The 26,333-nt window shown below is 67.5% G+C and carries 26 protein-coding genes; 11 read left to right on the forward strand and 15 right to left on the reverse strand.

All coding sequences use genetic code 11. The features are described 5' to 3' along the window. Positions 1-11 precede the first annotated feature (11 nt). The 3 genes from CFB47_RS15805 to CFB47_RS15815 all read right to left on the reverse strand — a co-directional run bounded on the left by CFB47_RS15805 (position 12) and on the right by CFB47_RS15815 (position 2,494). A complete protein-coding gene (locus CFB47_RS15805; protein WP_089461637.1) occupies positions 12-1,310 on the reverse strand; it encodes an endoribonuclease L-PSP in 1,299 nt (432 codons plus the stop codon). An 87-nt stretch (positions 1,311-1,397) separates the two neighbouring features. Further along, the gene (gene fabG, locus CFB47_RS15810; protein ID WP_089461638.1) at positions 1,398-2,114 is read right to left on the reverse strand and encodes a 3-oxoacyl-ACP reductase FabG; all 717 of its coding nucleotides are present in this window, start codon (positions 2,112-2,114) and stop codon (positions 1,398-1,400) included. Positions 2,115-2,233: 119 nt separating this feature from the next. Continuing rightward, positions 2,234-2,494, reverse strand: a complete 261-nt coding sequence (locus CFB47_RS15815) for a phosphopantetheine-binding protein (protein WP_069249366.1) — start codon at positions 2,492-2,494, stop codon at positions 2,234-2,236. A 572-nt stretch (positions 2,495-3,066) separates the two neighbouring features. Between CFB47_RS15815 and CFB47_RS15820 the strand changes: the two genes are divergently transcribed. The 10 genes from CFB47_RS15820 to CFB47_RS15865 all read left to right on the forward strand — a co-directional run bounded on the left by CFB47_RS15820 (position 3,067) and on the right by CFB47_RS15865 (position 13,428). Then, positions 3,067-3,720, forward strand: coding sequence for a hypothetical protein (locus CFB47_RS15820; protein ID WP_089441327.1), 654 nt, complete (start codon positions 3,067-3,069; stop codon positions 3,718-3,720). 50 nt (positions 3,721-3,770) lie between these two features. Beyond that, positions 3,771-5,519: an acyl-CoA synthetase family protein gene (locus tag CFB47_RS15825; RefSeq protein WP_089461639.1), complete on the forward strand. Its 1,749-nt coding sequence runs from the start codon at positions 3,771-3,773 to the stop codon at positions 5,517-5,519. Then, positions 5,516-6,499, forward strand: a complete 984-nt coding sequence (locus CFB47_RS15830; protein ID WP_089461640.1) for an acyl-CoA synthetase — start codon at positions 5,516-5,518, stop codon at positions 6,497-6,499. The genes CFB47_RS15825 and CFB47_RS15830 overlap by 4 nt, the downstream gene beginning before the upstream one ends. After that, positions 6,496-7,152, forward strand: a complete 657-nt coding sequence (locus tag CFB47_RS15835; RefSeq protein WP_089461641.1) for an outer membrane lipoprotein carrier protein LolA — start codon at positions 6,496-6,498, stop codon at positions 7,150-7,152. Before CFB47_RS15830 ends, CFB47_RS15835 begins: the two co-directional genes overlap by 4 nt. Further along, the gene (locus tag CFB47_RS15840; RefSeq protein ID WP_089461642.1) at positions 7,152-9,629 is read left to right on the forward strand and encodes an MMPL family transporter; all 2,478 of its coding nucleotides are present in this window, start codon (positions 7,152-7,154) and stop codon (positions 9,627-9,629) included. Before CFB47_RS15835 ends, CFB47_RS15840 begins: the two co-directional genes overlap by 1 nt. Beyond that, the gene (locus CFB47_RS15845) at positions 9,626-10,519 is read left to right on the forward strand and encodes a polysaccharide deacetylase family protein (RefSeq protein ID WP_089461643.1); all 894 of its coding nucleotides are present in this window, start codon (positions 9,626-9,628) and stop codon (positions 10,517-10,519) included. The genes CFB47_RS15840 and CFB47_RS15845 overlap by 4 nt, the downstream gene beginning before the upstream one ends. Positions 10,520-10,582: 63 nt before the next feature. Next, positions 10,583-11,794 carry a beta-ketoacyl-[acyl-carrier-protein] synthase family protein gene (locus CFB47_RS15850; RefSeq protein WP_089461644.1) on the forward strand — a complete coding sequence of 404 codons (1,212 nt, stop codon included), beginning with the start codon at positions 10,583-10,585 and terminating at the stop codon, positions 11,792-11,794. An 8-nt stretch (positions 11,795-11,802) separates the two neighbouring features. Next, the gene (locus CFB47_RS15855; RefSeq protein WP_089461645.1) at positions 11,803-12,621 is read left to right on the forward strand and encodes a beta-ketoacyl synthase chain length factor; all 819 of its coding nucleotides are present in this window, start codon (positions 11,803-11,805) and stop codon (positions 12,619-12,621) included. Then, complete coding sequence (locus tag CFB47_RS15860; RefSeq protein WP_089461646.1) at positions 12,618-13,097, forward strand: hotdog family protein; 480 nt, start codon at positions 12,618-12,620, stop codon at positions 13,095-13,097. The genes CFB47_RS15855 and CFB47_RS15860 overlap by 4 nt, the downstream gene beginning before the upstream one ends. Next, positions 13,081-13,428 (forward strand): hypothetical protein, encoded by a 348-nt coding sequence (locus CFB47_RS15865; RefSeq protein ID WP_089456928.1) that lies wholly within the window; start codon positions 13,081-13,083, stop codon positions 13,426-13,428. Before CFB47_RS15860 ends, CFB47_RS15865 begins: the two co-directional genes overlap by 17 nt. A gap of 87 nt (positions 13,429-13,515) precedes the next feature. Here CFB47_RS15865 and CFB47_RS15870 read toward each other — a convergent pair whose 3' ends face one another. The 4 genes from CFB47_RS15870 to phaP form a co-directional block, all read right to left on the reverse strand. Further along, positions 13,516-13,722: a hypothetical protein gene (locus CFB47_RS15870; protein WP_089441025.1), complete on the reverse strand. Its 207-nt coding sequence runs from the start codon at positions 13,720-13,722 to the stop codon at positions 13,516-13,518. A gap of 108 nt (positions 13,723-13,830) precedes the next feature. Next, entirely contained in the window at positions 13,831-14,574 is a 744-nt protein-coding gene (gene phbB / locus CFB47_RS15875; protein WP_089441026.1) for an acetoacetyl-CoA reductase, read from the reverse strand. A 217-nt stretch (positions 14,575-14,791) separates the two neighbouring features. Then, complete coding sequence (locus CFB47_RS15880; RefSeq protein WP_089431889.1) at positions 14,792-15,973, reverse strand: acetyl-CoA C-acetyltransferase; 1,182 nt, start codon at positions 15,971-15,973, stop codon at positions 14,792-14,794. 292 nt (positions 15,974-16,265) lie between these two features. Beyond that, positions 16,266-16,850 carry a TIGR01841 family phasin gene (gene phaP / locus CFB47_RS15885; protein ID WP_089461647.1) on the reverse strand — a complete coding sequence of 195 codons (585 nt, stop codon included), beginning with the start codon at positions 16,848-16,850 and terminating at the stop codon, positions 16,266-16,268. Positions 16,851-17,134: 284 nt separating this feature from the next. Here phaP and CFB47_RS41195 point away from each other — a divergent pair, with 284 nt between their 5' ends. Next, a complete protein-coding gene (locus tag CFB47_RS41195) occupies positions 17,135-17,287 on the forward strand; it encodes a hypothetical protein (RefSeq protein WP_179243659.1) in 153 nt (50 codons plus the stop codon). A 63-nt stretch (positions 17,288-17,350) separates the two neighbouring features. Here CFB47_RS41195 and CFB47_RS15895 read toward each other — a convergent pair whose 3' ends face one another. From CFB47_RS15895 to CFB47_RS15930, 8 genes are all read right to left on the reverse strand, one after another. After that, on the reverse strand, positions 17,351-18,115 hold the full coding sequence (locus CFB47_RS15895; RefSeq protein WP_089461648.1) for a ParA family protein: 765 nt from the start codon (positions 18,113-18,115) through the stop codon (positions 17,351-17,353). Between the two features lie 102 nt (positions 18,116-18,217). Next, entirely contained in the window at positions 18,218-18,841 is a 624-nt protein-coding gene (locus tag CFB47_RS15900; RefSeq protein WP_089461649.1) for a DNA-3-methyladenine glycosylase, read from the reverse strand. Next, on the reverse strand, positions 18,828-19,376 hold the full coding sequence (gene mug, locus CFB47_RS15905; RefSeq protein WP_089461650.1) for a G/U mismatch-specific DNA glycosylase: 549 nt from the start codon (positions 19,374-19,376) through the stop codon (positions 18,828-18,830). Before mug ends, CFB47_RS15900 begins: the two co-directional genes overlap by 14 nt. Before the next feature lie 87 nt (positions 19,377-19,463). Further along, a complete protein-coding gene (locus CFB47_RS15910; protein WP_089461651.1) occupies positions 19,464-20,666 on the reverse strand; it encodes an MFS transporter in 1,203 nt (400 codons plus the stop codon). Between the two features lie 23 nt (positions 20,667-20,689). Next, positions 20,690-21,883 carry a M20 aminoacylase family protein gene (locus tag CFB47_RS15915; RefSeq protein ID WP_089461652.1) on the reverse strand — a complete coding sequence of 398 codons (1,194 nt, stop codon included), beginning with the start codon at positions 21,881-21,883 and terminating at the stop codon, positions 20,690-20,692. A gap of 90 nt (positions 21,884-21,973) precedes the next feature. Then, positions 21,974-23,347, reverse strand: coding sequence for an L-serine ammonia-lyase (locus tag CFB47_RS15920; protein ID WP_089461653.1), 1,374 nt, complete (start codon positions 23,345-23,347; stop codon positions 21,974-21,976). Between the two features lie 75 nt (positions 23,348-23,422). After that, positions 23,423-24,766, reverse strand: coding sequence for a DUF3100 domain-containing protein (locus CFB47_RS15925; protein ID WP_089461654.1), 1,344 nt, complete (start codon positions 24,764-24,766; stop codon positions 23,423-23,425). A gap of 53 nt (positions 24,767-24,819) precedes the next feature. Beyond that, positions 24,820-26,331: an aldehyde dehydrogenase family protein gene (locus tag CFB47_RS15930; RefSeq protein ID WP_089456939.1), complete on the reverse strand. Its 1,512-nt coding sequence runs from the start codon at positions 26,329-26,331 to the stop codon at positions 24,820-24,822. Positions 26,332-26,333: the final 2 nt, after the last annotated feature.

Below are 26,333 nucleotides of genomic sequence, written 5' to 3' on the forward strand. Positions count from 1 at the left end.
GTTTTCTCGCTTCATGACAGCCACGCCTCCTCATGACCCGCGCTGGCCTCGATCTCGACCAGCAGGTCGTCGCGGCACACGTCCGCATGGACGACGAGCGGCCGCACGCCGGGGCCGGCCGCCTCGCGCAGCACGCGCTCGATCGCGGCCAGCGCCGCGGCATCGCCGGCGTCGCGCACGTAGACGCGATAGCTCAGGTCGGCGAGCGAGAACGGGCCGTGCCCCTGGCGCGCGGCCTGCTCGAGCACGGCCGCGAGGTTCGCGACCGTCTCGCGCGTTTGCGCGAGAACGTCGCCGTGATGCACGGTGCGGTGCCCGACGATGCTCGCGGTGCCCGACACGAACAGCAGCGGCGCGGCATCGCGTTGCGGCCACGCGGCAGCACGCGCGAACGTCGGCGCACGCGGGCCGTACTCCGCCGGATAGTGATACGCGCTGACCTGGCGCGGGTTCTCGACCGGATCGGCCGGCGTGCGGCTCGCGAGGAAATGAATCGCGAGCGGCGCGGCCGGCGACGCATCGCCCGCGACCGGCACGACCGAGCCGAGCGCGCATGCGGCCGGCACGCCGCCCGTCAGCGCGCGGCGGCACGCATCGAATGCATGCTGGCGGCCGATATTGAACTGACGATAGCGCTCGATCCCGAACTGCACCGCATTGATCGCCGGCACGGTATTCCAGATGCGCAGCGGATGCGGCATGCCGAGCGAATCGAGCACGTCGAACAGTGCGCGGTACGCGTCGTGGGTCGCGCGTTCGAGCGGGGTGCCGCTGTCGTGCGATTCGTTCGCCTCGAGTGCCGCTTCGTGCACGACGATGCTGCCGAACACGAGGCCCGCCGTTTCGCTGTACCGAAAGTGCAGCGCGCCGCGCCGTTCGCTGCGCAGGTCGCGCGCACGGCATTGCCAGATTTCGCAGACGGCGTCGTCCGGCGCGATGCCGGCGCCGAGCAGCGTCATCGGCACCGGGGCGACCGGCAGGTCGGGCACGACATCGGCCAGCATCCGTGCTGCCGCGTCCGCGCGTGATTCGGCATGCGATGCTGTGCCAGCGCCGATGCATACCGCACCCAATGCGCCGGGAAACGCGCGCTCGAATCCGTCGCCACGGCCACGCGCATCGTGCAGCAGCGCGGCGAGCCGCGCATGGCTCATCCGGACGAGCCGCAGCGCACCCTCGCCGTCGTGCGCGAGCGCTTCGCCCGAGCGCGACGCGACCGGCCCGGCCGCCGTCTGCCCGCGCACGACGGGCGCGGCAGAGGACGACAGGGAACCCGGGCGCCGTTCGGCGTCGACTGGATGCACGGACACTTCGATTTCCTCACTATGCGGCGCAGGCCGCGCAACCTCGCGGCCTGCGCCGCGTTGCGTTACGTCACGCCGACGCTGCGCGCTTGGTCACGCGAGCCCGCCGTTGACGGACAGCACCTGCCCCGTCACATAGGCCGCGGCGTCGGACACCAGATACGCGACCATCGCCGCGACTTCGTCGGGCCGGCCCGCGCGCTGCGCGGGCACGAGCTGCTTGATGCGTTCCGCGGGAAACGCGTGCTCGGCCATCGGCGATTCGATGATGCCGGGCGCGACCGCGTTCACGGTGATGCCGCGCGACGCGAGCTCGAGCGACAGCGACTTCGTCGCGCCGATCAGCCCCGCCTTCGCGGCCGCATAGTTGACCTGCCCGCGATTGCCGGTCACGCCGGCCACCGACGCGATGTTGACGATCCGGCCGCGCCGCGTGCGGATCATCGGCAACAGCAGCGGCTGCGTGACGTTGAAGAAGCCGTTGAGCGTCACGTCGAGCACGCTGTGCCACTGCCGGCGCGACATGCCGGCCATCGGCGCATCGTCGTGAATGCCGGCGTTATTGACGAGGATCTGCACCGGCGCCTCGTCGATGAACGGCTTCAGCGCGGCGAGCGTCGCATCGGCGTCGGTCACGTCGAACGCGATCGCGTGCGCGGTGCCGCCGGCCGCGACGATCTGCTGCGCGACCGCCTCCGCCTGCGCGAGATGGCGGTTCGCATGCACCCACACTTCATGGCCGGCCTGCGCGAGCGCCGTGCAGATCGCCTGCCCAAGTGCACCGCTGCCGCCCGTCACGAGCGCGCGCACCGAATTGCTCCGTTCATCTCGTTCCACCTCGATCGACGCGGCCGCGTATCGTCTGCCGATCGCGGCCGCCTGCCGTCATCATCTGCACATCTGCACGTCGCGCCCGTGGCGCGACACGGTCACTTCGTGCGGTGCGCGGCGACGTACGCCGCCAGTGCACCGAGCGTCGCAAAAATCTTCTGGTTGTCCGGATTGTCCGAACGCAGCTCGAAGCCGTATTTCTTCGAGATCAGCAGCGCGATTTCCAGGATGTCGATGGAGTCGAGCCCGAAACCCTCGCCATACAGCGGGGTCTCGGCCGTCACGGTGTCGAGCGTGACGTCTTCGAGATTCAGTTCGCCGATGATCAGCGTGGCGAGCTCTTGTTCCAGTGCGTTCATCATGCGTGCGGGCAGGCGGCCCGTGGCAGCGGAAGGTGCCCGGAAACGGCTGTCGCCATGCACGCCCGGCGCGTGCGAATCTCCGTCCCTCCGGCGTCTGCCGGCTTCCCCGCCTGCTTTATTGGGGGATTGTTTGTAAAAGTTACGCGGATTCTAGACGAACGGGTATCGGGCCGTATACCGCCAATGGTTACAGACTGGCGAGCCGGCTCCGCGGCCCGTTTCGGGACCCGAATGCACGAGACGCTTGAGCCGCTTTGGATGGAAACGGACCGACCCCGCCAAACCATTCGTCCCGCGCCATACAATCGGTTACAAAACCCGTTCGCGCCCGCCCCGAACACGCCGTGCCGCGGCCCTAAAATGAGCGTGCCCGACCACCGGCCCGGATCTGCGTCCCGGCCGCCTTTCATATGATGTTTGACGGCCTGACCATCGCGTCCGGCCACGATCCGCCCGATGTCGCCAGTCATGCCGCGCCCGTCCTTCCGCTCCGTTCCGGTTCGCCCGTCCGTCCGCTGCCGCCCGGCCGCCGGGCGCGCGTTCGCACGCCGCGCGCGCGGAGGCCGCCGATGAGCCGGCTGCTGCCCGTCGCGCGCGGCCTCGCCGCGGTCGGCGCCGTCGCGGCATACCAGGCCGGCGCACACTACGCGGCCGCCACACCCGGCGCGCACGGCTTCGGCCTCGCGATGGCGCTGGTGCCGCCGCTGCTGCTCGCGCTCGGCGCGGCGCTGCGCTCGCCGCATCGCGCATGGCTCGTGCCGGCGTGGCTGCTTGCCGCCGCCGTGCTGTGGGCCGCGCGCGTGCCGCTCGCCCGGCATTTCGAATGGGGCCTGTATCTGGAACACGCCAGTTTCAACCTCGCGATGGCGCTGCTGTTCGGCCGCACGCTCGCGGCCGGCCAGGTGCCGCTGTGCACGCGCTTTGCGACGATGATCCACGGCGCGATCACGCCGGCCGTCGCGCGCTATACCCGGCAGATCACGCTCGCGTGGACGCTGTTCTTCGTCGCGATCGCCGCCGTGTCGACGCTGCTGTTCGCGACCGCGCCGATCGTCACGTGGTCGACGTTCGCGAACTACCTGTCGCTGCCGCTCGTCGCCGTGATGTTCGCCGCCGAGCATGCGTGCCGGCGCTTCGCACTGCCGCACGAACCGCGGCCGCGCATGGTCGATGCGGTGCGCGCGTATCGCGCGACGACTCACGCATCGCAGCCGTCACGATGAATTCACGGCCGGCGCCGCGCGCCGGCCTTCGCTCCCGTTTTGACCGATTTATGCCGACTCACCCGCTGGTTTTCCATTCGTCGCCGGACCAGACGATCGCCTGGCGCGACGGCGCGCCCGTCACCGTGCGCGCGTTCGTCGCCGACGTCGCCCGCGTGGCCGCCGCGCTGCCCGCCGGCGGCCACGTGTTCAACGTGTGCCGCGACCGTTACCGCTTCGCGGTCAGCCTGTGCGCGGCGCTCGTTGCCGGCAAGATCAGCCTGCTGCCGTCGACGCACACGCCGGAAATGGTTCGCCAGCTCGCATCGTTCGCGCCCGACGCGTTCTGCCTGCACGACGCGCCCGACTGCGCGATCGACCTGCCGCGCTTCGCGTACCCCGATGCTGCCCGCGGCGAGCGCGCGAGCGATGCGCCGTTCGTCGTGCCGCAGATCGATGCGGCGCGCATCATGGCCTACGTGTTCACGTCCGGCTCGACCGGCGCACCGGTGCCGCACCGCAAGACCTGGGGCTTCCTGGTCGGCTGCGTGCGCGCGGCGGCCGACCGCCTCGGGCTGCTCGACGGCCGCGCGGCCACGCTGATCGGCACGGTGCCCGCGCAGCACATGTACGGCTTCGAGTCGACGGTGCTGCTCGCGCTGATCGGCGGCCTCGCGTTCAGCAATCGCCAGCCGTTCTACCCGGTCGACATTCGCGACGAACTCGATGCGATCCCGCAGCCGCGCGTGCTCGTCACGTCGCCGATCCACCTGCGGGCGCTGCTGGCGGCCGGCCAGGCGCTGCCGCCTGCCGCGCTCGTGCTGTCGGCCACCGCTCCGCTGTCCGAAAAGCTCGCGTGCGAAGCCGAAGCCGCGCTCGACGCGCCGCTCGTCGAGATCTACGGCAGCACCGAAACCGGCCAGATCGCGACCCGTCGCACGTCGCAAGGCGCGGCGTGGGCGTTGTTCCCGGGCATCCGGCTCGATGCGCGCGACGAACCGGAGAGCGACGACGGCGAGCCGACGATCTGGGTGTCGGGCGGGCACGTCGAAGCGCCCGTGCCGATGGGCGATGCGCTCGAACTGCTCGGCGACGGCCGGTTCCTGCTGCACGGCCGCAAGGCCGACCTCGTCAACATCGCCGGCAAGCGCACGTCGCTCGCGTACCTGAACCATCAGCTCAATGCGATTCCGAAGGTGATCGACGGCGTGTTCTTCATGCCCGACGAAGCCGCGCCGGCGCATGCCGACGCGGGCCTCGAGCCGGTCACGCGCCTCGTCGCGCTGGTCGTCGCGCCGACGCTCGCGGCCGCCGATCTGCAGCGCGCGCTGCGCGAGCGGATCGATCCCGCGTTCATGCCGCGCCCGCTCGTGTTCGTCGATGCGCTGCCGCGCAATGAAACCGGCAAGCTGCCGCGCGACGTGCTCGCCGCGCTCGTTGCTCAACACGCGCGCACTTCGGCCGCGCCGACGCCCGTACGCGACCCGGACGGCGCGCCCGCGCCCGCGCTCGGGTTCACGATCCCCGCCGATCACCCGGCGCTGCCCGGCCACTTCCCCGGCCATCCGGTCGTGCCGGGCGTCGTGCTGCTCGATCACGCGATCCATGCGATCGGCACGGCGCTGAACCGTCCGCTGCACACGTGGCGGCTCGGGTCCGCAAAATTCCTGAGCCCGGTCGCACCCGGCGAACCGCTCGATCTCGCGTACGACGCCGCGGCGAGCGGTGCGATCCGCTTCACGCTGCGCACCGGGGCGCGCGAAGTCGCGAGCGGCGTGCTGTCCGCGCCGCCGGCCGCACAGGATGGCGTGCAGCCATGAAGCGCACCGCGTGGGCCGAACGCCAGGAACGCAGCAATGCGGGCTTGCTGCGCGCGATGACGTGGATCTCGCTGCGCTTCGGCCGGCAGCGCGCGCGCGTCGTGCTGCACCTGATCGCGACGTATTTCGTGCTGTTCTCGCCGGTCGCGTGCGCGGCGTCGCGCGACTACCTGCGCCGCGTGCTCGGCCGCCCCGCGCGCTGGCGCGACGTGTACCGGCACGTGTTCACGTTCGCGGCGACGATCCACGACCGCATCTACCTGATGAACGGACGCTTCGACCTGTTCGACATCCGGCTGCACGGTGAAACGCTCGTCGACGACGCGCTCGCGGGCGGGCGCGGCGCGTTCCTGATGGGTGCGCATCTCGGCAGCTTCGAGGTCGTGCGCGCGATCGGCCGCACGCACCCGGACCTGCGCGTGGTCGTGACGATGTACGAGAAGAACGCGCGCAAGATCAACGCGACGCTCGCCGCGGTGAATCCCGCCGCGCAGCCGGAAGTGATTCCGCTCGGGCAGGTCGACTCGATGCTGAAGGTGCGCGAGCGCCTCGACGCGAACTGCATGGTCGGCATGCTCGCCGACCGCACGCTGCTCGACGACGCGGCCGCGTCGCTGCGCCGGCTGCCGCTGCTCGGCGCGGCGGCCGCGTTCCCGCTCGGGCCGCTCTACATGGCCGCGATGTTGAAGCGTCCGGTGATCTTCATGACGGGCCTCTATCGCGACGGCAACCGCTACGATGTGCACTTCGAGACGCTCGCCGATTTCTCCGACGTGCGGCGTGACGCACGCACGGCGGCCGTCGACGCGGCACTCGCGCGCTACGTCGCGCTGCTCGACAAATACTGCCGCGCGGCGCCGTACAACTGGTTCAACTATTTCGACTTCTGGCAAGGCGGCGATGCCGCGACCGTGACCGCTCGCAGCGACGCTGCATGCGCCGGTGCCGGCCTGGCCGCCACGAGGGATTCCGACGCATGACCGCCGTTCGCCGCTGCCTGCCCCCGCTCCCGTCCACGCTGCGTCGCGCCGTCCGCACGCTGTCCGTCGCCGTCGCGGCAAGCGCCGCCATGGCCGCGCTGGCTGCAACGCCCGCGCAACCGGCCGACACGGCGCCGGCGTGGAACCTCGACCGGTTGATGTCGACGCTTGCGCAACACAAGTCGGGGCGCGCGACATTCACCGAGACGAAGACCCTGTCGATCGCGACGCAGCCGGTCGAATCGTCCGGCGAACTCGTGTTCGTCGCGCCCGATCATCTCGAGAAGCACACGCTGAGCCCGAAGCCCGAACACCTCGTCGTCGATGGCGACATGCTCACCGTCGAGCGCAACAACCGCAAGTTCACGCTCGCGCTCGCACGCTATCCGGAACTCGGCGCGTTCATCGACAGCATCCGCGCGACGCTCGCCGGCAACCGCTTCGCGCTCGAACAGGTGTACAAGGTCGCGCTCGCCGGTCGCGGCGACGACTGGACGCTGACGCTCACGCCGCTCGACTCGCGGATGCTGAAGGTCGTCAGCACGATCACGCTCGACGGCACGCGCGACGTATTGCGCAGCGTCGCGATCCGGCAGGCCGACGGCGACCGCTCGGTGATGCGGCTGCGGCCCGTTCCGGCGAACCCGAACTGATGGACGAACGCACCCGGCCCCCCGCGTCACCGGTCGCGCGCCGCCTGCCTGCGCTGCGGCAGCGTGCCGTGCTCGCGTGGCTGCTCGCGCTCATCGCATGCGGCGTCGCGATCGGGCGCGCGCACTTCACGGCCGACCTGTCCGCGTTCCTGCCGAGCGCGCCGAGCGCCGGGCAGCGCGTGCTCGTCGACCAGTTGCGCGACGGCGTCGTGTCGCGGCTGATCCTGGTCGCGATCGACGGCGGCGATGCCACGACGCGCGCCGCGCTGTCGCGACGCGTCGCCGGCGCGCTGCGCACCGATCCGCAATTCGCGGCCGTTCACAACGGCGAAGCCGCGAACGACGCGCGCGATCGCCAGTTCATCTTCGATCACCGCTACCTGCTGAGCCCGGCCGTCACGCCGCAGCGCTTCAGCGCGGCGGGCCTGCATCAGGCGCTCGGCGACAGCCTCGACCTGCTGAGTTCGTCGGCCGGCCTCGTGGCCAAGGCGATGCTGCCGCGCGACCCGACCGGTGAAGTTGCCACGCTCGTCGACCAGTTCGACAGCGCGGCGGAACCGGCGAGCCGCGACGGCGTGTGGGCATCGCGCGACGGCACGCGCGCGGTGCTCGTCGTGCAGACGGCCGCCGCCGGGTCCGATACCGACGCGCAGGCCCGCGCGATCGACATGGTGCGCCGCGCGTTCGCCGCCGCGCAGCAGGCCGTGCCGAACGCCGCCGCGACCACGCTCGCGATGACCGGCCCCGGCGTGTTCTCGGTCGACACGCGCGACACGATCCGGCACGACGTCGAACGGCTGTCGACGGCGAGCGTCGTGCTGATCGTCGCGCTGCTGCTGACGCTGTACCGTTCGCCGCGCACGCTCGCGCTTGGCTTGCTGCCGGTGCTGACCGGCATCGTGGCGGGCATCGCGGCGGTCAGCGTCGCGTTCGGCACGGTCCACGGGCTGACGCTCGGCTTCGGCACGACGCTGATCGGCGAAGCCGTCGACTATTCGATCTACCTGTTCGTGCAATCGGCGCAGGCCGGCACGCGCGGCACGGCGCGCCCGGCCGACGCGACGCGCGCGTGGGTCGTCGCGTACTGGCCGACGATCCGGCTCGGCGTACTGACGTCCGTGTGCGGGTTTGCGTCGATGCTGTTCTCCGGATTCCCGGGCCTCGTGCAGCTCGGGCTGTATTCGATCGTCGGGCTGACGGCCGCCGCGCTCGTCACGCGCTTCGTGCTGCCGCACCTGCGCGGCGAGCATGTCGCGATCCGCGACGTGTCGCGCGTCGGCGCCGTGCTCGCGCGTGCGGCCGACGCCGCGCCGCGGCTGCGCGGGCCGCTCGCCGTGCTGGTGATCGCCGCCGTCGCGACGCTCGTGCTGCATCGCGACGGCCTGTGGAGCCGCGAACTCGCCGCGCTCAGCCCGGTGCCGGCGCAAGCGCAGGCGCTCGATGCGCGGCTGCGCGCCGATGTCGGCGCACCCGACGTGCGCTATCTCGTCGTGATTTCCGCCTCGACCGAACAGGCCGCGCTCGAAGGCGCCGAAAAGGTCGCCGCGCAATTGCAGCCGCTGGTCGACCGGGGCGCACTCGCCGGCTTCGAAAGCCCCGCGCGCTACCTGCCGAGCGACGCCGCGCAGCGAGCACGCCAGGCGAGCCTGCCGGATGCCGACGTGCTCGCCGCGCGGATGCACGACGCCGTCGCGAACCAGCCGATCGCGGTCAAGCCCGACCTGTTCGCACCGTTCATCACCGATATCGAGGCCGCGCGCCACGCGCCGCTGCTGACACGCGCGGACTTGCGCGGCACGTCGATGGCGCTCGCCGTCGATGCGCTGCTGACCGAACGCGACGGCCGCTGGAGCGCGATGCTGCCGCTGCGCGCGCCGGATGCCGCCCGCGCCGCGCAACCGGCATCGAGTCTCGATGCCACGCCGATTCGCGAAGCCGTCGCCCGCGCGGGCGTGCCCGATGCGCTGTTCGTCGACATGAAGGCCGAAGCCGATCGCCTGTACGTGAGCTATGTGCACGAGGACATCCGGCTGTCGCTCGCGGGTTTCGCCGCGATCGCCGTGCTGCTGCTGATCGCGCTGCGCTCGCCGCGCCGCGCCATGCGCGCGCTCGCGCCGCTCGTCGCGGCCGTGCTGGTCGTGACGGCCGGCTTCGCGCTCGCCGGTGTGCAGCTGACGATCCTGCATCTCGTCGGGATGCTGCTGATCGTCGCGGTCGGCTCGAACTACGCGCTGTTCTTCTGCAAGCGCGACGACGCGCAGCCCGTCACGCCGTACACGCTCGTGTCGCTGCTGATCGCGAATCTCGCCACGGTTGCCGGCTTCGGGCTGCTGGCGCTGTCGCGCGTGCCGTTGCTCGAAACCTTCGGGCTGACCGTCGGCCCGGGCGCGATGCTCGCGCTCGCGTTCGCGGCGATTCTCGCGCCACGCGCGGCTGACGCTGTGGCCATCGACCGTCATCGAGGAAGCCGCGCATGAACGCGCCGTCGACCGTTCCGTCGCAACGCCCCGGCGATACGCGCCGCTGGAAGCCGACGCCGCTGATCGCGGGCACGGCCGCGCTGCATGCGGGCGCGGCGGCCGCCGTCGTCGCGCAGCCGGCCGCGTGGCCGTGGGCGGTCGGTAGCGTGGTCGCGTCGCATCTCGCGCTGACCGCCGCGGGCCTGTGGCCGCGCAGCACGCTGCTCGGCCCGAACTGGACGCGCCTGCCGGCCCACGCTGGCCGCCGCATCGCGCTGACGATCGACGACGGCCCGGACCCGGACGTCACGCCGCGCGTGCTCGACCTGCTCGACCGTTACGACGCGCGCGCGACGTTCTTCTGCATCGGCGATCTCGCGCGCCGTCATCCGCGCTGGATCGAGGCGATCGTCGCGCGCGGTCATGCAATCGAGAACCATAGCCAGCGGCACCGCCACACGTTCTCGCTGTCGGGGCCCGCCGCGCTGCGGCGCGAGATCGCGGCCGCGCAGCAGACGCTGACCGAGCTCACCGGCACGCGCCCGCTGTTCTTCCGCGCGCCGGCTGGCCTGCGCAACCCGTTTCTCGAGCCGGTGCTGTGCGAACTCGGCCTGCAACTGGCGAGCTGGACGCGACGTGGCTTCGACACGCGTGCGCGCGATGCCGCGACCGTCACGCGCCGCCTGCTGCACGGCCTCGCGGCACGCGACATCCTGCTCGTGCACGACGGCCACGCAGCGCGCGACACGCGCGGCGAACCGGTCGTGCTCGACGTGCTGCAAGCGGTGCTGCGCGCGGCTGCCGATGCGCAATTGCACTGGACCACGCTGCGCGCGGCGCTCGCGCCGGAGCCGCCCGGCGGGCCGGGCGAGCCGGCCGGTTCGGCACCCCCGTTTGATAAAATCTGACCTCGAACGGCGCGCGTGCCAGCCCTGCTGCGGCACCCGTTCCGGCCACCGGATGCGACCCTCGTGAAACCTCTCCTGCTCTCGCACTTCACCGCCACCAGCTGCATCGGCCGCGGCCTCGATGCGACCCTCGATGCGCTGCGCGACGCGCGCGGCGGGCTCCAGCCCTGCGACTTCGAACGTGCGGATCTCGACACGTGGATCGGCGCGGTGGGCGGCGTCGATGCGCAGCCCGTGCGGGCCGATCTCGCCGACTTCGCGTGCCGCAACAACCGCCTCGCGCAACTCGGCCTCACGCAGGACGGCTTCGACGCACGCGTCGCGGCGGCCGTCGCGCGCTACGGTGCGGCGCGCGTCGGCGTGTTCATCGGCACGAGCACGGCCGGCATCCTCGAGACCGAACACGCATACCAGCGCCGCGATCCGACGAGCGGCGCGCTGCCCGCCGGCTTCCGCTACGCGCAGACGCACAACCCGTATTCGCCGGCCGCGTTCGTGCGCGCGTTCTTCGCACTGCGCGGGCCGGCGATGGCGATCTCGTCCGCGTGCTCGTCCGGCGCGAAAGTGTTCGGCTCCGCGCGCCGCATGATCGAGGCGGGCTTGATCGACGCGGCGGTCGTCGGCGGCGTCGATTCGTTGTGCCTGACGACGCTGTACGGCTTCAATTCGCTCGAGCTGCTGTCGCGCCAGCCGTGCCGGCCGTTCGACGTCGCGCGCGACGGCATCTCGATCGGCGAGGCCGCCGCGTTCGCGCTCGTCGAACGCGTGCCCGACCCGCCCGCCGCACTCGACGCCGATGGGATCCTGCTGCTCGGCATCGGCGAATCGAGCGACGCGCATCACATGTCGTCGCCCCATCCGGACGGGCTCGGCGCGCGCGTCGCGATCGAGCAGGCGCTTGCATCCGCCGGCCTGGGCGCAACCGACATCGACTACGTGAACCTGCACGGCACCGCGACGCCGAGCAACGATGCGGCCGAAAGCCGTGCGATCGGCGCGCTGTTCGCCAGCACGCCGTGCAGCTCGACGAAGGGCGCGACCGGCCATACGCTCGGCGCGGCGGGGGCGCTCGAGGCCGTCGTCGCCGCGCTCGCGCTGCGCGAGCAGTTCGTGCCGGCCGGTGTCAACACGACACAGCCCGACCCGGCACTCGCCGCCGACTATGTGCTCGCGAGCCGCGCGACGCGCGTGCGCGCCGTCCTGTCCAATTCGTTCGGCTTCGGCGGCACGAATTGCAGCCTGATCCTCGGCCGCGCCGACCATGCCCGCCGTTGAGGCCCGCCATGACACTCACCGCCTTCATCGAGAGCATCGGCCTCATCGGGCCCGGACTGAACGACTGGCCGCACGCGGCCGACGTGCTCGCGGGCCGCGTGCCGTATGCGCCGGCCCGTACCGAGCTGCCGCCGCCGGCCGGCCTGCCGTCGGCCGAGCGGCGCCGCACCGGCCCCGTCGTGCGCGTGGCGCTCGCGGCCGGCCACGAAGCGGTGGCCGCGAGCGGACGCGACGCCGCGACGCTCGCAACCGTGTTCAGCGCGTCGGGCGGCGACGGCCAGAATTGCCACGCGATCTGCGAGACGCTGGCCGGCGACGATCGTCAGCTGTCGCCGACGCGCTTCCACAACTCCGTGCACAACGCACCGGCCGGCTACTGGAGCATCGCGACCCGCGCGATGGCGACGTCGAATGTGCTTTGTGCGCACGACGGAAGCTTTGCCGCGGGCCTGCTGGAAAGCCTGTGCCAGGTCGTCGTCGATCGCGTGCCGACGCTGCTGATCGCGTACGACACCGACTACCCGGAACCGCTGCGTGCGGTGCGCCCGATCGGCGACGCATTCGGCGTGGCACTCGTGCTCGCGCCCGAAGCAAGCGAGCGCGCGCTCGCCCGCATCGACGTCCAGCTCGCCGACGCACCCGCCACGCCGCTCGCGATCGCCGAACTCGACGCACTGCGCGCCGGCAATCCGGCCGCGCGCGTGCTGCCGCTGCTCGACGCCATCGCCGGGCGGCGTTCGACGCGTGTCGTGCTCGACTACCTGGCCGATACGCGCGTGCAGGTCGACGTCGCGATGCCGGATACGTTCGCGGAGCGCGCGCGATGACCGCGACCATCCCGCTCGCACCGCCGCTCGACCACACGTGGATCGCCGCGCACATTCCGCACGGCGGCGCGATGTGCGTGCTCGATACGGTCGATGCGTGGGATGCCGCTCGCATCCGCTGCACCGCGACGAGCCACTGCGATCCGCACAACCCGCTGCGCGCGCACGGCCGGCTTGCCGCCGTCTGCGGGATCGAATACGCGGCGCAGGCGATGGCCGTGCACGGCGCGCTGCTCGGTGCGCACGAAGCGCGCCCGCGCGTCGGCTATCTGGCGAGCGTGCGCAACATCGACGCGTTCGTCGACCGGCTCGACACGTTCGCGCGGCCGCTCGTCGTCGAAGCGGAACGCGTGAGCGGTGACGCCCGTTCGGTGCTGTACGGCTTCGCGCTGCGCTGCGGCGATCGCGTGCTGCTGTCCGGCCGCGCCGCGGTGATGCTCGACGCGTCGGCGGCCGGCGATGCGAATCCTCGATGAAGCCGCTTACCCAAGAGAAGGAAACCAGGTCGTGAAAGTTCGTCAGTTCATTGGCACCGCGCTCGTTCTGGCGCTGATCAGCCCGATCGCGCACGCGGACATGTCGGAAGTGAAGCAGGACATCAAGCGCGATTCGAAGGAAGCCGCGCACAAGACCGGCGAGGCGGCCCGCAGCTTCGGCCACGCGACCGCGAGCGCCGCGAAGGCGGTCGGGCACGGGGTCGCACACGCGTCGCGCGAAGGCTGGGATGCCACCAAGCGCACGACGAAGCGGATCTTCCACAAGAACGACTCGGGCGAGTCGGGCGGGAAGAGCGAAAAGAACGATTGATCAAGGGCATCGCGCGCATCCCCGCTGGCATGCGCGCGATGCACGACCGCTCGTCAAGCGTGACGCGTCACTGCCGCGATGCCGCCGTCAACGCGCGCCGCGCAGGCGGCGTGCCGGCCGGGTCCGCACGCGTGCGAAGCACCTGCCGTACGCGACGAGCGAACAATCGCGATGATCGAAGTTCCGCAGCAGCCGCGCACGGCGCCGCTCGAGCCAGTAGAGCGAGACTGCCATCGTCAGCGCGACGGCCAGTGCCGTGCCGCCGATTACGAGTCCCATCCAGGTATCGCCCATGCCTTCTCCGGAATGCGAAGCCGAAGCGGCGCGCCTGCCGCCGCCCCGGCACTGGATCGCGCGGAACGCGGCCCGGCAGGTGCGCGCACGCCGCCGGGCCGCCCCGCGTCAATGCATGTGCTGGCCGCCGTTGATCGCGATGTTGGAGCCCGTCACGAAGCCGGCCTCCTCCGAGCACAGGTAAGCCACCAGCGCCGCGACTTCCTCGGGCTTGCCGAGCCGGCCCGCCGGAATCTGCGGGAGGATCTTCGAGTCGAGGATGTCCTGCGGGATCGCCGTGACCATCTTCGTCGCGAGGTAGCCCGGCGACACCGTGTTCACCGTCACGCCCTTGCGCGCGATCTCGAGCGCGAGCGACTTCGTGAAACCGTGCATGCCGGCCTTCGCGGCCGCATAGTTGGTCTGGCCGACCGAACCCTTCGAGCCGTTCACCGACGAGATGTTGACGATGCGGCCCCAGCCGCGCTCGACCATGCCTTCGCAGACCGGCTTCGTCATGTTGAACACGGAATCGAGGTTGGTGCGGATCACCGCGTCCCAGTTGACCTTGTCGAGCTTGCGCAGCGTCATGTCGCGCGTGATGCCCGCGTTGTTCACGAGAATATCGACCGGGCCGACGTCCCGCGTGATCTTCTCGATGCATTGCTGGCACGAATCGTGGTCGGCCACGTCCACCGGATATGCGTGGAACTCGCGGCCGGCCGCGTGCATCTCGGTCAGCCAGCGGTCCGCGCCGGTGTTGTTCGGCGAATACGTGACGACTACCCGGTGGCCCGCGTCGTTCAACCTGATGCTGACCGCTTCGCCGAGGCCGCCCATTCCACCAGTCACTACTGCAATTCGCTTAGTCATCCTATTAATTACCGACAAAAAAGTAATCGATCAAGGCGGAGCGGCGGCGTCGCTCATGCTGCCGCCCCACCGCTTCGATGCGCAGCCGCCCGCGTCGCGGGCGCGGCACGCACCTGCACCTCGCGCGTGTTGTTGACTGCTTGTCGTGCGCGAGAACCGCTTCGCCCGCGTGCGACGCTGGCCGCTGCCGCACGCGGGACGAGTCGTCAGACTCTACTCAGGCGCGCTCGACCGCGAGCGCGACACCCATCCCGCCGCCGATGCACAGCGACGCCAGCCCGCGCTTCGCATCGCGCTTGGCCATCTCGTGCAGCAGCGTCACCAGGATCCGGCAGCCCGACGCGCCGATCGGGTGGCCGATCGCGATCGCCCCGCCGTTCACGTTCACCTTCGACGTGTCCCAGCCCATCTGCTTGTGCACCGCCAGCGCCTGCGCCGCGAATGCCTCGTTGATCTCCATCAGGTCCAGGTCGCCCGGCGTCCAGCCCGCGCGCTCCAGGCACCGGCGCGATGCCGGCACCGGGCCCATCCCCATCACGCTCGGATCCACGCCCGCGTTCGCGTACGCCTTGATCCGCGCCAGCGGCGTCAGGCCGAGTGCCGCCGCCTTCTGCGCCGACATCACCAGCACCGCCGCCGCGCCGTCGTTCAGCCCCGACGCGTTCGCCGCCGTCACCGAGCCGTCCTTCGAGAACGCCGGCTTCAGCCCCGCCAGCGACTCCGCCGTCACGCCGTGACGCACGAATTCGTCGGTGGCGAACTGCAGCGGCTCGCCCTTGCGTTGCGGAATCGCCACCGGCACGATTTCATCGTCGAAGCGGCCGGCCTTCTGCGCGGCTTCCGCCTTGTTCTGCGACAACGCCGCGAACGCGTCCTGCTCCTCGCGCGTGATCCCGTATTCCTTCGCGACGTTCTCCGCCGTGATGCCCATGTGGTACTGGTTGTACACGTCCCACAGGCCGTCGACGATCATCGTGTCGACCAGCTTCGCGTCACCCATCCGGAACCCGTCGCGCGAGCCCGGCAGCACGTGCGGCGACGCGCTCATGTTCTCCTGGCCGCCCGCGATCACGATCTCCGCGTCGCCCGCGACGATCGCGTTCGCCGCCAGCATCACGGCCTTCAGGCCGGAGCCGCACACCTTGTTGATCGTCATCCCCGGCACTGCCGTCGGCAGCCCGGCCTTGATCAGCGACTGCCGCGCCGGGTTCTGCCCGGAACCGGCCGTCAGCACCTGGCCCATGATCACTTCGCTGACCTGCTCGGGCTTCACGCCCGCACGCTCCAGCACCGCGCGGATCACCGTCGCGCCCAGCTCGGGCGCCGCAATCTTCGCAAGCGAACCGCCGAATTTGCCGACCGCGGTCCGCGCGGCCGATACGATCACTACATCCGTCATGTCCAGTTCCTGCATCGAAATCAGTTCGTCGTTCTGACGCCGGCGCGTGCCGGCCTCGGCTGGCGATCGTGCCTCCCGGGCCATTCGGCCCGATAGCGATCGCACGCCGTCGTACGGCGCACGGCACCCGTTCGAACGGGCGGCACACCGGTACGGCTCGCCGGTTCACCGGCGTCTCGCGGCAAACCGGACATTCGCCGGATTCCACGCGGCACACGCGGCATCCGGCGCCATCCGGCGCCGCTCAATCGTGTCGCGCCCGTGCGCGACACGTGCTTGCGTGGTTGCGCGATTACGCAGCCGATTCGCGTGCGGCCGCGGCGTCCTTGCGAGCGGCGCCAGCCGTTTGCTTCGCGCCTCGCGCGGCCGTTTCGCTGACCGCATCGAAACCGCTCTGCGCGGCTTCGATCGCCTGGCCCGTAGCGGCACGAACCGAATCGGCCGCGGCGGTCGCCGCCGACAGCGCCGAGTTCAGCGCGGCCACCACCGGCGCCGAGCCGGCCGGCGCATGCTTCGACAGTTCGCCGAGCACCTCCTTCAGGCGCTTGTCGTTCTGTTCATATTGCGCTTGCGCAACCTTCGCCCATTCGGACTGCGTCGACACCGCGATGTCGAACAGATGGCGGCCGTACGACACGGCCTTGCCGGCCGCTTCCTGCGGTGCGGCGATCTGCTGCGCGAAACCCGCGGCCGGGTTGCTGCTGTTGAATGCGTTCTTCAGCTTGTCCTCGTATTCCTCGAGCGCCGTCCGGGCCGCTTGCAGGTTGAGTTCGACGACAGCCTCGAAACCTTGGATCGCCGGACGGGCAATCGCAAACCACGCTGCAATACCGGATTGATATTCGGCGTTGATTTTTTCGGGGGCAAATACGGACATCGGGCACGCTCCTGTTGGCAATGCGAGAGACGACGTAAAGAAATTGGAAGCCGGATCGACAGCGGGCTTCCTTATTGACAACCCGTCACTTATTTGAGTGCGGGAAGGTGAAGGAGCCCATTCTAGATCGATTAATTGTCAATTAAATGGCATTAATGCTAGGTATAAACCCTTATTCCTGTCCGGGACGACTGCTGGAACCCGTAGCACGCCGACATCGCAGACGGGGCCGCGCATCACTCTGTCCCGCAATGCATTTTTACCTTGTTACAGGATAACGGATCATGACGTCGCGCAACATTTACCAATCCATTATTCCGTTTATTAGAAAACCGGGGCGCATTGAAAATGGAGCGGCCACCTATGTAATCGTTTTTTCTGGATTTATTATGAAATCGTTTTCGGGATTATTAATGACGGAATCAATGATCGGATGAATTGCCGTCGCAATAAAAAGCGGCCGCATGATGCGGCCGCGGTATCGTCAGGCAAATGCGGTGTCAGCCGGCCAGTTCGCGATGCAGCGCGAGAAACTCCTGCGCGAGCTTGTGCCCGGGTTCCAGATGGATCACCGGCTTGGACTGCTGATGCGACTCGCGGATCTTCACCGACGCCGACAACCTCGACGCGAGCACCGGCAGCCCTTCTTCGACGAGTTCGTCGACCAGTCGCTGCGGCAGGCTCGCCCGCGGCTGGAACTGGTTGATCACGATCCCTTCCACTTCGAGCGCCGCGTTGTGGTCCTGCTGGATTTCCTTCACGTTCTCGAGCAGCGTGTACAGCGCACGGCGCGAGAAATCGTCGCAGTCGAACGGGATCAGGCAGCGCTCGACCGCGATCAGCGCCGAGCGCGTATAGAAATTCAGCGCCGGCGGCGTGTCGATGTACACGGCGTCGTAGGCGTCGAGCTCATTCAGCGCATCGCGCAGCTTGTAGATCTTGTAGCGCGACTCGAGCTTGCCGTGCAGCGTGTCGAGCTCCGGATGCGCGGGCATCACGTCGAGCCCTTCGAACGGGGTCGGATGAATGAACGACGCGACGTCGACCGGGCGGAAGTTGAAGGTCAGCGCGGTTTCAAAGAAATCGGCGACACCTGGCTGCGCGTCGGCTGCGGCGTCGCCGAGCAGGTAGCGCGTGGAATTCGCCTGCGCATCGAGGTCGATGACGAGCGTGCGCAGCCCTTCGCTCGCGCTGATCGCTGCCAGGTTGCAGACGATCGTCGATTTGCCCACGCCGCCCTTCTGGTTGAATACGACCCGCCGCATGGTGTCTCCTCGCTCGAATACGCCGAAAAGACAAGCTTAGCCGGTCAATAATGGCGGTCGCGTGACGCAGGTCGAATTGTGCGCATTCCGGCACGGGGTGTCTCAGCGGCGCGTCACCGGCCCCGATACGTACAGGTTGCCCGGCACGCTCCAGCGCCACGGCAGATCCGTGCCGACACGAATGCCGATGCGCGGCCCGCTCGCCGGATCGGCGGGCGGCGCGATGCCATCGTCGACGATCGCGAACCCTTCCTGCGCACCGATCAGGTCGACACCGTCGTGCGCGCCGGTGATCCCCATCGCCTGGGTCAGCCGCGCCGGCCCCCGGCACAGGTCGCGATCGCGCGTCTGCGGCGGCCGGGCCGCACGCATCTGCTCGAGCCCGTGCAGCGGCTCGAGCGCACGGATCAGCACGCCCGTTCCCGTGCCATCCGGGCCAGACACGCAGTTGCAGCACCAATGCATGCCATACGTGAAATAGACATACAGATGCCCAGGCGGCCCGAACATCGTCGCATTGCGCGGCGTCTTGCCGCGGTAGGTATGCGCAGCCGGATCGATCGCGCCGGCATAGGCTTCCACTTCGACGATCCGCCCGGCCCGGCCGTCGGCGGCCGCGAGGATCTTGTTCAGCAGTTGCGGGGCGACGTCGGTGGCGACTCGGTCGAAGAATGCGCGGGGCAGCACGGTGCCCGGCCACCGGGGCGCGGGTTCATCGCGCCGCATCCTGCCCCTCCAGTTGGAGACCGGAAACGGCCCTCGCCTGCAGCCGAAGCTGACGGTATGCGTCGACCAGATCGTCGAGGCCGAACGCGAGGTTTCTCCCGCTGGGATTGGGCAGCACCCAGACGCTTGCCTCCTGCATGCCGGCCGGTTGCAGCCCCCAGTCGATTGCTCGCTGCCCGGAAAGCGCGGAGTACGCCGCCTTGCCGAGAAAAGCGACGAAGCGCGGCGCGTAGCGCGCCAGCTTTTGGTCGAACTCCGCAGCCGCGGCGATGAATTCCGCGCGCGAAAGCTGATCGGCGCTCGCGGTCGGCCGCTTCACCACCGTGGTCAGGCCGCAGCCATATTGAAGAATCGCGCGATCGTCCTGCGGCGAAATTTCCGCCGCCGTGAAGCCCGCGAGATGGATCACGCGCCAGAAGCGGTTGCTTCTCCCGGCGAAGTGATGCCCGGTGGCGGCCGCGGTCAGGCCCGGGTTGATCCCGCAAAACAGCACGTCGAGATGCGGAGCGATGAGGTCGGGAAGTTCGTCAGCCACGGTTTGCCTCGCGCGCAAGGAACATCGAAGTAAATAGTGAGCTTACGACAGCTTCAATTTCTGTTTTCCATCGATAATCAATCGAAGCTATTGCGCGTCAACAGACCTTCGACGGGACGCCGCATCGTTCGCAACAAGAAGCGCCACACCCAGCACCAGCGCCATGACGCCAATCGACATCCACGAAGCAGCGTAGCCCCCGTTGGCCTGCTCCACTGCGCCAAACAGCGCCGGCAAAGCGACAACTCCCGCAAAACTAAAAAACAGGCAGCCCGATGTTGCAATGCCGACCTCTGCCTGAGGAACGACCTGCGGAATCTCCGCAAGCAGGACGCCATTCCAGCCAATCGCGGCAGCCCCCAGAACCACGCACGTGCCGAATGCCGATAAGGTGCGCGACATCATTTCAGGGTCCGCCATCGAAAAGTTGGCGAGGCCGGTAAGTATCGCCAGAAACGCGAGGAGCTTGCTGGAGCCGATGCCACGATCGACTGCTGCGCCCCAGATCAGGCGAAACAAGACCCCGGCAACATTCGTGACGGAAAGCAGGAACCCGGCATGAATCAGCGACATGCCGTAGGACGCATGCAGGTAGGAAACGATGAATGTGCTTGTACACATTTGCGCGCCGCCCAGCACGAACGCCGTGATTCCCAGTCGTCGTAGATCCGCTCTTGCGAAGATCGCGGTCAACGCCGCGAGTACATGGAAACGTCGGTGGCCAGATAAGCCAATCTGGCCGTCCAACAATCGACGCGCGGGATCCATTGCAAGCGCTATGCACACGTAACATGCTGCGACGAGCCACACTGCCGCCCGCCAACCCATGAACAGCATAGCAACCGGCATGACTGCGCCTGCCAATGCTGCGCCCGCGGGAACGCCCGTTTGTTTGAGCGAGAAAACGAATCGTCTGTTTTTGGGTGATGTCGTTGCCGCGAGCAGGTACGAACTCGCAGGCGTGACTGGCCCATACCCAATGCCGACGCCGATCGCTCCCAGGATCAACCACACGGGCGTGCCTCCGCCAACCATGGCAAGCCCGGTTGCGCACGCCAGCAGCGAAATCTGGCAGAGCCGAATCGGCCCAAGCTGCGGAACCAGACCGCCTGCCGCAACCGATGCAACGGCTGCCGCGGCGTAAGTGATCGAGACAAACGTCCCTACACCGGGCGCACCGGGGCCGAATTGGTGAATCATGAGCGGTGCGGTGCTCGGTATCGCCAGGGCGGCAAATGCCGTACAAACCTGGACGATCGTGGTCACCACCACCGCCGTATATCTGGACATGTGCAATTGATTCTGTTCACACGTTAGATACACCGCAGGAACCGTTCGACCAGCCGCACGAAGTAACTCGACCCGACCGGAAGAAGATCGTCATTGAAGTCGTAGCTAGCGTTGTGCAGCAGGCAAGGTCCACCGCCATGCCCGATCACGCGATGGTCCCCCGCCCCGTTTCCGATAAACGCATAACAACCCGGCTTCGCACGCAACATGAACGAGAAATCTTCCGCGGCCATCGTCGGGGGAATTGACGCGTTCACTGCATCGTCGCCAACGAGTTCACGCATCACCTCGACGGCCATCGCTGTCTGCGCCGGATCGTTCACCGTCGGCGGATAGTTTCGATCGAACTCGATCTCGCCATGGCAATCGAAACCAACAGCAGTTGCGGCCACGATTGCGCGCATCCGCTTCTCGATGAGATCGAGCGTTTCGTCAGTAAACGTGCGAACCGTTCCTCCCAACCATGCGTCGGTCGGCACAACGTTCTGAGCTTCTCCTGCATGGATCTGCGTGACCGACAGTGCTGCCGCTTCGATCGGGTTTTTGTTTCGGGTCAGGATGCTCTGCAACGAGGTCAGGATCTGCGCAGCCGCGAACACCGGATCCGTGCCCAGGTGCGGCATGGCTCCATGACACCCAGCCCCAGTGAGCTTGATCTTGAAAAGACTGGTCGACGCCATGATCGGTCCGGGTCTTACACCGAAATGACCCGCCGGAATCCCGGGCCAGTTGTGTACGCCGAAAACGGCTTCGACCGGAAACCGATCGAACAGGCCGTCTTCGATCATCGCATTGGCGCCACCGCCCTCTTCCTCCGCCGGCTGGAAGATAAAATGCACCGTTCCATCGAAGTCGCCCGATCGAGCCAGGTGACGTGCTGCTCCGAGCAGCATCGCGGTATGTCCGTCGTGGCCGCAGGCGTGCATGGCCCCGGGTACCGTCGAGCGATGCGGGAACTCGTTCGCTTCCTGCATCGGGAGGGCGTCCATGTCGGCTCGCAATCCGATCGAGCGAGCGCTCGTGCCGCGCTTCAACGTACCAACGACCCCCGTCCGACCGACACCACGCACGACACTCAGCCCCCATTGTTCGAGCCTGGATGCAACGAGCTCAGCGGTTCTATGTACGTCATAGCCCACCTCCGGATGCGCATGGATGTCGCGCCGGATCGCTTTCAGTGCGTCCGACTCCGCATTGATTTCTGCAATGACGTTCATGATCGTGGTTCTTCAAGTTCAGAGATGGCTTGCAGGGAATACGTCCCGGGCCTCGCGCGTCGATTGGGAATCCGATCTGATTTCGGATAGTCAGCATTCGATGATGTTGACTGCCAGACCGCCCCGAGATGTTTCCTTGTACTTTGTCTTCATGTCGGCGCCGGTCTGTCGCATGGTCTTGATGACCGAGTCCAACGACACGTAGTGTGTCCCGTCGCCATCCATGGCCATCCGGGCAGCATTGACCGCCTTGACGGCGCCCATTGCATTTCGCTCGATGCAGGGTATCTGCACCATGCCACCGAATGGATCGCAAGTCAGGCCGAGGTTGTGTTCCATCCCGATCTCCGCCGCGTGCTCGACCTGCTTCGGCGTTCCCCCGAGCAGCGCGCACAACCCGCCGGCAGCCATCGAACACGCCACCCCGACCTCGCCCTGGCAACCGACCTCCGCACCGGAGATGGACGCGTTGAGCTTGTACAACATGCCGATAGCAGCGGCGGTCAACAGAAAGTCGAATACGCCCTGCAGGTTCGCCCCTGGAACGAATTGCATGTAGTAGTGCAATACCGCTGGAATGATTCCCGCCGCGCCATTCGTCGGTGCCGTCACGACGCGACCGCCGCCGGCGTTCTCTTCGTTCACCGCCAGCGCATAGAGATTGAGCCAGTCCATTGCCGCCAGCGACACGTCACCGTCGCTCCTCGCACGCTCCGTAAGCTTGCGATGCAAGGACGCCGCGCGGCGCTTTACGCCGAGCGGACCGGGCAAACTTCCCTCCGTGCGGCACCCCCGTTCGACACAGGCCTGCATGACGAACCAGATGCGCCGCAGCTCGCGATGAATTTCGGCTTCCGAGCGCGACACACGTTCGTTCGCATACGTCAGTTCCGCAATGGATTTTCCATGCTGTTCACAGAGCTCGAGCAATTGCTTCGAGTTTGAAAACGGATACGGGACCTCACCCGGTACCGCGAACACCCCGTCGTTCTCCGATTCGGCCGTCACGACAAACCCGCCACCGACCGACAGGTAGACGCCCTGACGCACCACTGCACCGTCTCCATCGAACGCAAAAAGCTTCATGCCGTTCGGGTGCTCCGGCAGCGCTTGTCGATAGAACACGATGTCCCGCTTGGACGAGAACGGAATACGCTTGACCCCGGCCAGCCGCAGTTCCCCGGATGCGTATATCTCACCAAGCATGGAGTCGATTTCGTCTGCATCGATCGTGTCGGGCGCCTGCCCCATCAAGCCGAGCATCACGCCCTTATCGGTGCCGTGCCCCTTACCGGTCGCGCCCAACGAACCATACAACTCTGCCCGGATTCGGCTCACTGCCTCGAGCCGGCCGTCGCTCTCGATCGCACGCACGAACATCAACGCGGCGCGCATCGGACCGACCGTATGCGAACTCGACGGCCCGATACCGATCTTGAAGAGATCAAAGACGCTGACTGACATGTAGTCTTGCTCGCGGGTAGTGGCCCGTCGGCCGCATCGAGCGAGCCGACAGGTGTCGTCGAAAGAATGGTCGCTTCAAATATGAAAGATCTGCGCCACCAGCGTCGCGCCCAGGAAGGTCCCGGCATTTGCGACGAACGAGACCAGCACGATCCGCCAGCCAAGGCGTCGGAACGCGGGAACGTCCTTGGCGATCGACAGTCCGGCAAAGGTCAGCATCGGAGTGGTCACGCCGAGGAAGTCGTTCTTCGCGCTCAACTCGGCGAAATGCGCTCCGAGCGGACACCATGGAGAGGTGAGGAACATCGCGATGAACGATACCCAGCAAACCGCCGGAATCTTGCGTCGAGTGAGGGTACACAGGGCATCGCCGGCAACCACCGCGACCACCATGAGCGCCATTCCAGGCAAACCCTCGAGCGGAGTGGTGCCATGCGCAATCCAGTCGCACACCAGCGACAACACCGCGGTAGCCCCCCATGCCAATGCCTTTCCGCCGTACTGCAGCGTCGGCGCTTCCGTTGCCACGTCGCCGAGCCTGGGGCGCGTGTCGTCCGACGCGTCAGACGTGGTGGAAGCACGGGTCGTCCGACCGATCACCGGTTCGAAGAGACGATATCCCCAGATAGCCATCGGCAACGAAATGAACAACGTGAAGTAGGTCCCCACCGTCGTCGTGATGAGGTTGCTCGCGGCCGCGAACGTAAGGACCGATTTCGCGACTTCAGGCGACTGCTGAGCAGCGATCGCGCCCGACGCCGCAGCCATCATGCTGCCCGACCCGACACCGGATCCCATCGCAAGTGCGAGCGGATCGAAGATGTTCAGGCTCGCGACGAAGCCCGCAAAAATCGCAATGAATACCGCACCGAAAATCGTGCCGGTCAGATACTCGGCGAGCACCCCGCGTCCCTCGGCCGAATCCATCCCGTACTTCTCACCGATGATCGCGAGACTCGGTTCGCGCCCAACCGAGAATGTTGCACCGATGGCTTCGCGCTTGATGCCCAGCATGAGCGCCAGCGGCAGGCCGAGCAGGATCGTTCCCACAAAATGACCAAACTCCTGAAACACCAGCGCCCAACCTGCGGCAGCGAGCTTCGGAAGCGCACTTCCGATCATCAGGCCGAGTTTCGCAATGAAAAGCAGAAGAGCCGGTTGCAGGATCGCAGCTGCGTAAAACTGCGTCGGGACATCAAGACTCAAGCCGTTTTTCGACCGTTGGCTCAGCAGGCCAAGTGCCGCGCCCAACAATAGCGCCCAGATCATCGGTAGCAGGACCACCTTTCCGGGACCGATCTTGAACGTAAACGAACCGATCAATTCGGCGATGACCACAATCACCGCGGCGTAGACAAACAGTTTGACGGCTGTTTGTCCCGTGTCCCCATGCTCGCGCGTACTGACCACCGTTTCCATATCCCCTTCCTCCGTCTGGACTCCCGCCTGATTTGGCGGGAGCCCATTTCGCCTTACAGATAGCCGAATGCAGTCGCCGGTTCTTTCGCCGTTTCGACCCACACGCTCTTCGTCTGCGTGTACTCGTAAAGAGCCTCGACGCCGCTGGATCGGCCATAGCCGCTGAGACCATACCCGCCGAACGGAGACGCAACGTTGATCGTCTTGTATCCGTTCACCCAGAACGTGCCGGCATTCACCTGTGCGGCCACCCGGTGCGCACGGCCGACATCGGTCGTCCACACGGCCCCGGCGAGACCGAATTCAGTATCGTTGGCAATCGCGATGGCTTCGTCTTCCGTGTCGAACGGAATGGCAGCGACGACCGGACCGAAGATCTCGGTGCGCGCGACATCCATTTCATTGGTGACGTTTGCCAAGACGGTAGGGGTCACGAAGTAACCGCCGTCCGACACGTCAGTCGATCCCGATGCGAGCGTGGCGCCGGCTTCGACGCCACGCGCGATCATCGACATGACGTGGTCGTACTGCTTGCGATTGTTAATCGGGCCGACTTCGGTGCTGTCGTCGAGCGGGTCGCCGACTTTGATCTTCTTCGCGCCGGTCGCGACCATCGAGACGAACTCGTCATAGACGGAGCGCTGGACGAGCAATCGCGAGCCGGCAACGCAGCTTTGGCCAGCGCCCGCGAAGATCGCCGCCTGTGCCGTCAGCGCCGCGCGCTTCAGGTCCGCGTCACCGAAAATGATGTTCGCGGACTTTCCGCCCAGTTCGAGCACGCAAGGCAGCACACGCTTCGCGGCCGACTCCGCAATCCGTGCACCGGTTGCCGGCGAGCCGACGAACACCACTTTCTTGACGACCTTGTGTGCAATGGCAGCCTGACCAACGGTATGCCCATAACCCGAAAGCACGTTGATCACCCCCTTCGGCAGGCCCGCGCGCTCGGCGATGAGGCCGACCACCAGGGAAGTGAACGGTGTCAGCTCGGACGGCTTGAGCAGGACGGCGTTGCCCATCGCGATGGCCGGGGCAACCTGCCATCCGCAGGTGAACACCGGGGCATTCCACGGCGTGATCTGCAGGACCGTGCCCGCCGGCTCCCGACGGGTGTAGTTCAGATGCGAGGTCGGAACGGGAATGACGTCACCGTAGAACTTGTCTGTCCAGCCGCCGTAGTATTCGAACATCTCCGCGACCTTGGCCACTTCGCCGCGACAATCGCGAATGGGCTTGCCGGAACCGAGCGACTCGAGGCGTGCGATTTGCTCGACTTCCTTGCGCAGCTCGCGCGCGATCTCGAACATCACCCGTCCGCGCGCTGCATGTGTTAGCGACCACCACTGCTTCTGTGCAATCTCGGCCGCCTGAGCCGCCAGTTCGACGACGGCGGCGCCCCCATCCTGGTAGACGAGGCTCGGCTTGCCGGTCGCTGCGTCGTACAACTGGATCGATTCGCCGGCGCCTTCGATCAGTTGACCACCGACGTACGATCCGATGGTCTGAGCATTCGGGAAGAAGTACGCGAATGCGGCCAGAAGGTTTTGTGCTGCCTGGTTTTCCATGT

It is taken from the genome of Burkholderia sp. AU27893, from assembly GCF_002223205.1.
Classification (GTDB): domain Bacteria; phylum Pseudomonadota; class Gammaproteobacteria; order Burkholderiales; family Burkholderiaceae; genus Burkholderia.

Coding starts and splice junctions, on each gene's coding strand:
- CFB47_RS15815 (WP_069249366.1), bottom strand. CDS start 2,494: ATGAACGCACTGGAACAAGAGCTCGCCACGCTGATCATCGGCGAACTG.
- CFB47_RS15820 (WP_089441327.1), top strand. CDS start 3,067: ATGAGCCGGCTGCTGCCCGTCGCGCGCGGCCTCGCCGCGGTCGGCGCC.
- CFB47_RS15825 (WP_089461639.1), top strand. CDS start 3,771: ATGCCGACTCACCCGCTGGTTTTCCATTCGTCGCCGGACCAGACGATC.
- CFB47_RS15830 (WP_089461640.1), top strand. CDS start 5,516: ATGAAGCGCACCGCGTGGGCCGAACGCCAGGAACGCAGCAATGCGGGC.
- CFB47_RS15835 (WP_089461641.1), top strand. CDS start 6,496: ATGACCGCCGTTCGCCGCTGCCTGCCCCCGCTCCCGTCCACGCTGCGT.
- CFB47_RS15840 (WP_089461642.1), top strand. CDS start 7,152: ATGGACGAACGCACCCGGCCCCCCGCGTCACCGGTCGCGCGCCGCCTG.
- CFB47_RS15845 (WP_089461643.1), top strand. CDS start 9,626: ATGAACGCGCCGTCGACCGTTCCGTCGCAACGCCCCGGCGATACGCGC.
- CFB47_RS15855 (WP_089461645.1), top strand. CDS start 11,803: ATGACACTCACCGCCTTCATCGAGAGCATCGGCCTCATCGGGCCCGGA.
- CFB47_RS15860 (WP_089461646.1), top strand. CDS start 12,618: ATGACCGCGACCATCCCGCTCGCACCGCCGCTCGACCACACGTGGATC.
- CFB47_RS15865 (WP_089456928.1), top strand. CDS start 13,081: ATGCGAATCCTCGATGAAGCCGCTTACCCAAGAGAAGGAAACCAGGTC.
- CFB47_RS15870 (WP_089441025.1), bottom strand. CDS start 13,722: ATGGGCGATACCTGGATGGGACTCGTAATCGGCGGCACGGCACTGGCC.
- phbB (WP_089441026.1), bottom strand. CDS start 14,574: ATGACTAAGCGAATTGCAGTAGTGACTGGTGGAATGGGCGGCCTCGGC.
- CFB47_RS15880 (WP_089431889.1), bottom strand. CDS start 15,973: ATGACGGATGTAGTGATCGTATCGGCCGCGCGGACCGCGGTCGGCAAA.
- phaP (WP_089461647.1), bottom strand. CDS start 16,850: ATGTCCGTATTTGCCCCCGAAAAAATCAACGCCGAATATCAATCCGGT.
- CFB47_RS41195 (WP_179243659.1), top strand. CDS start 17,135: ATGACGTCGCGCAACATTTACCAATCCATTATTCCGTTTATTAGAAAA.
- CFB47_RS15895 (WP_089461648.1), bottom strand. CDS start 18,115: ATGCGGCGGGTCGTATTCAACCAGAAGGGCGGCGTGGGCAAATCGACG.
- CFB47_RS15900 (WP_089461649.1), bottom strand. CDS start 18,841: ATGCGGCGCGATGAACCCGCGCCCCGGTGGCCGGGCACCGTGCTGCCC.
- CFB47_RS15910 (WP_089461651.1), bottom strand. CDS start 20,666: ATGTCCAGATATACGGCGGTGGTGGTGACCACGATCGTCCAGGTTTGT.
- CFB47_RS15915 (WP_089461652.1), bottom strand. CDS start 21,883: ATGAACGTCATTGCAGAAATCAATGCGGAGTCGGACGCACTGAAAGCG.
- CFB47_RS15920 (WP_089461653.1), bottom strand. CDS start 23,347: ATGTCAGTCAGCGTCTTTGATCTCTTCAAGATCGGTATCGGGCCGTCG.
- CFB47_RS15925 (WP_089461654.1), bottom strand. CDS start 24,766: ATGGAAACGGTGGTCAGTACGCGCGAGCATGGGGACACGGGACAAACA.
- CFB47_RS15930 (WP_089456939.1), bottom strand. CDS start 26,331: ATGGAAAACCAGGCAGCACAAAACCTTCTGGCCGCATTCGCGTACTTC.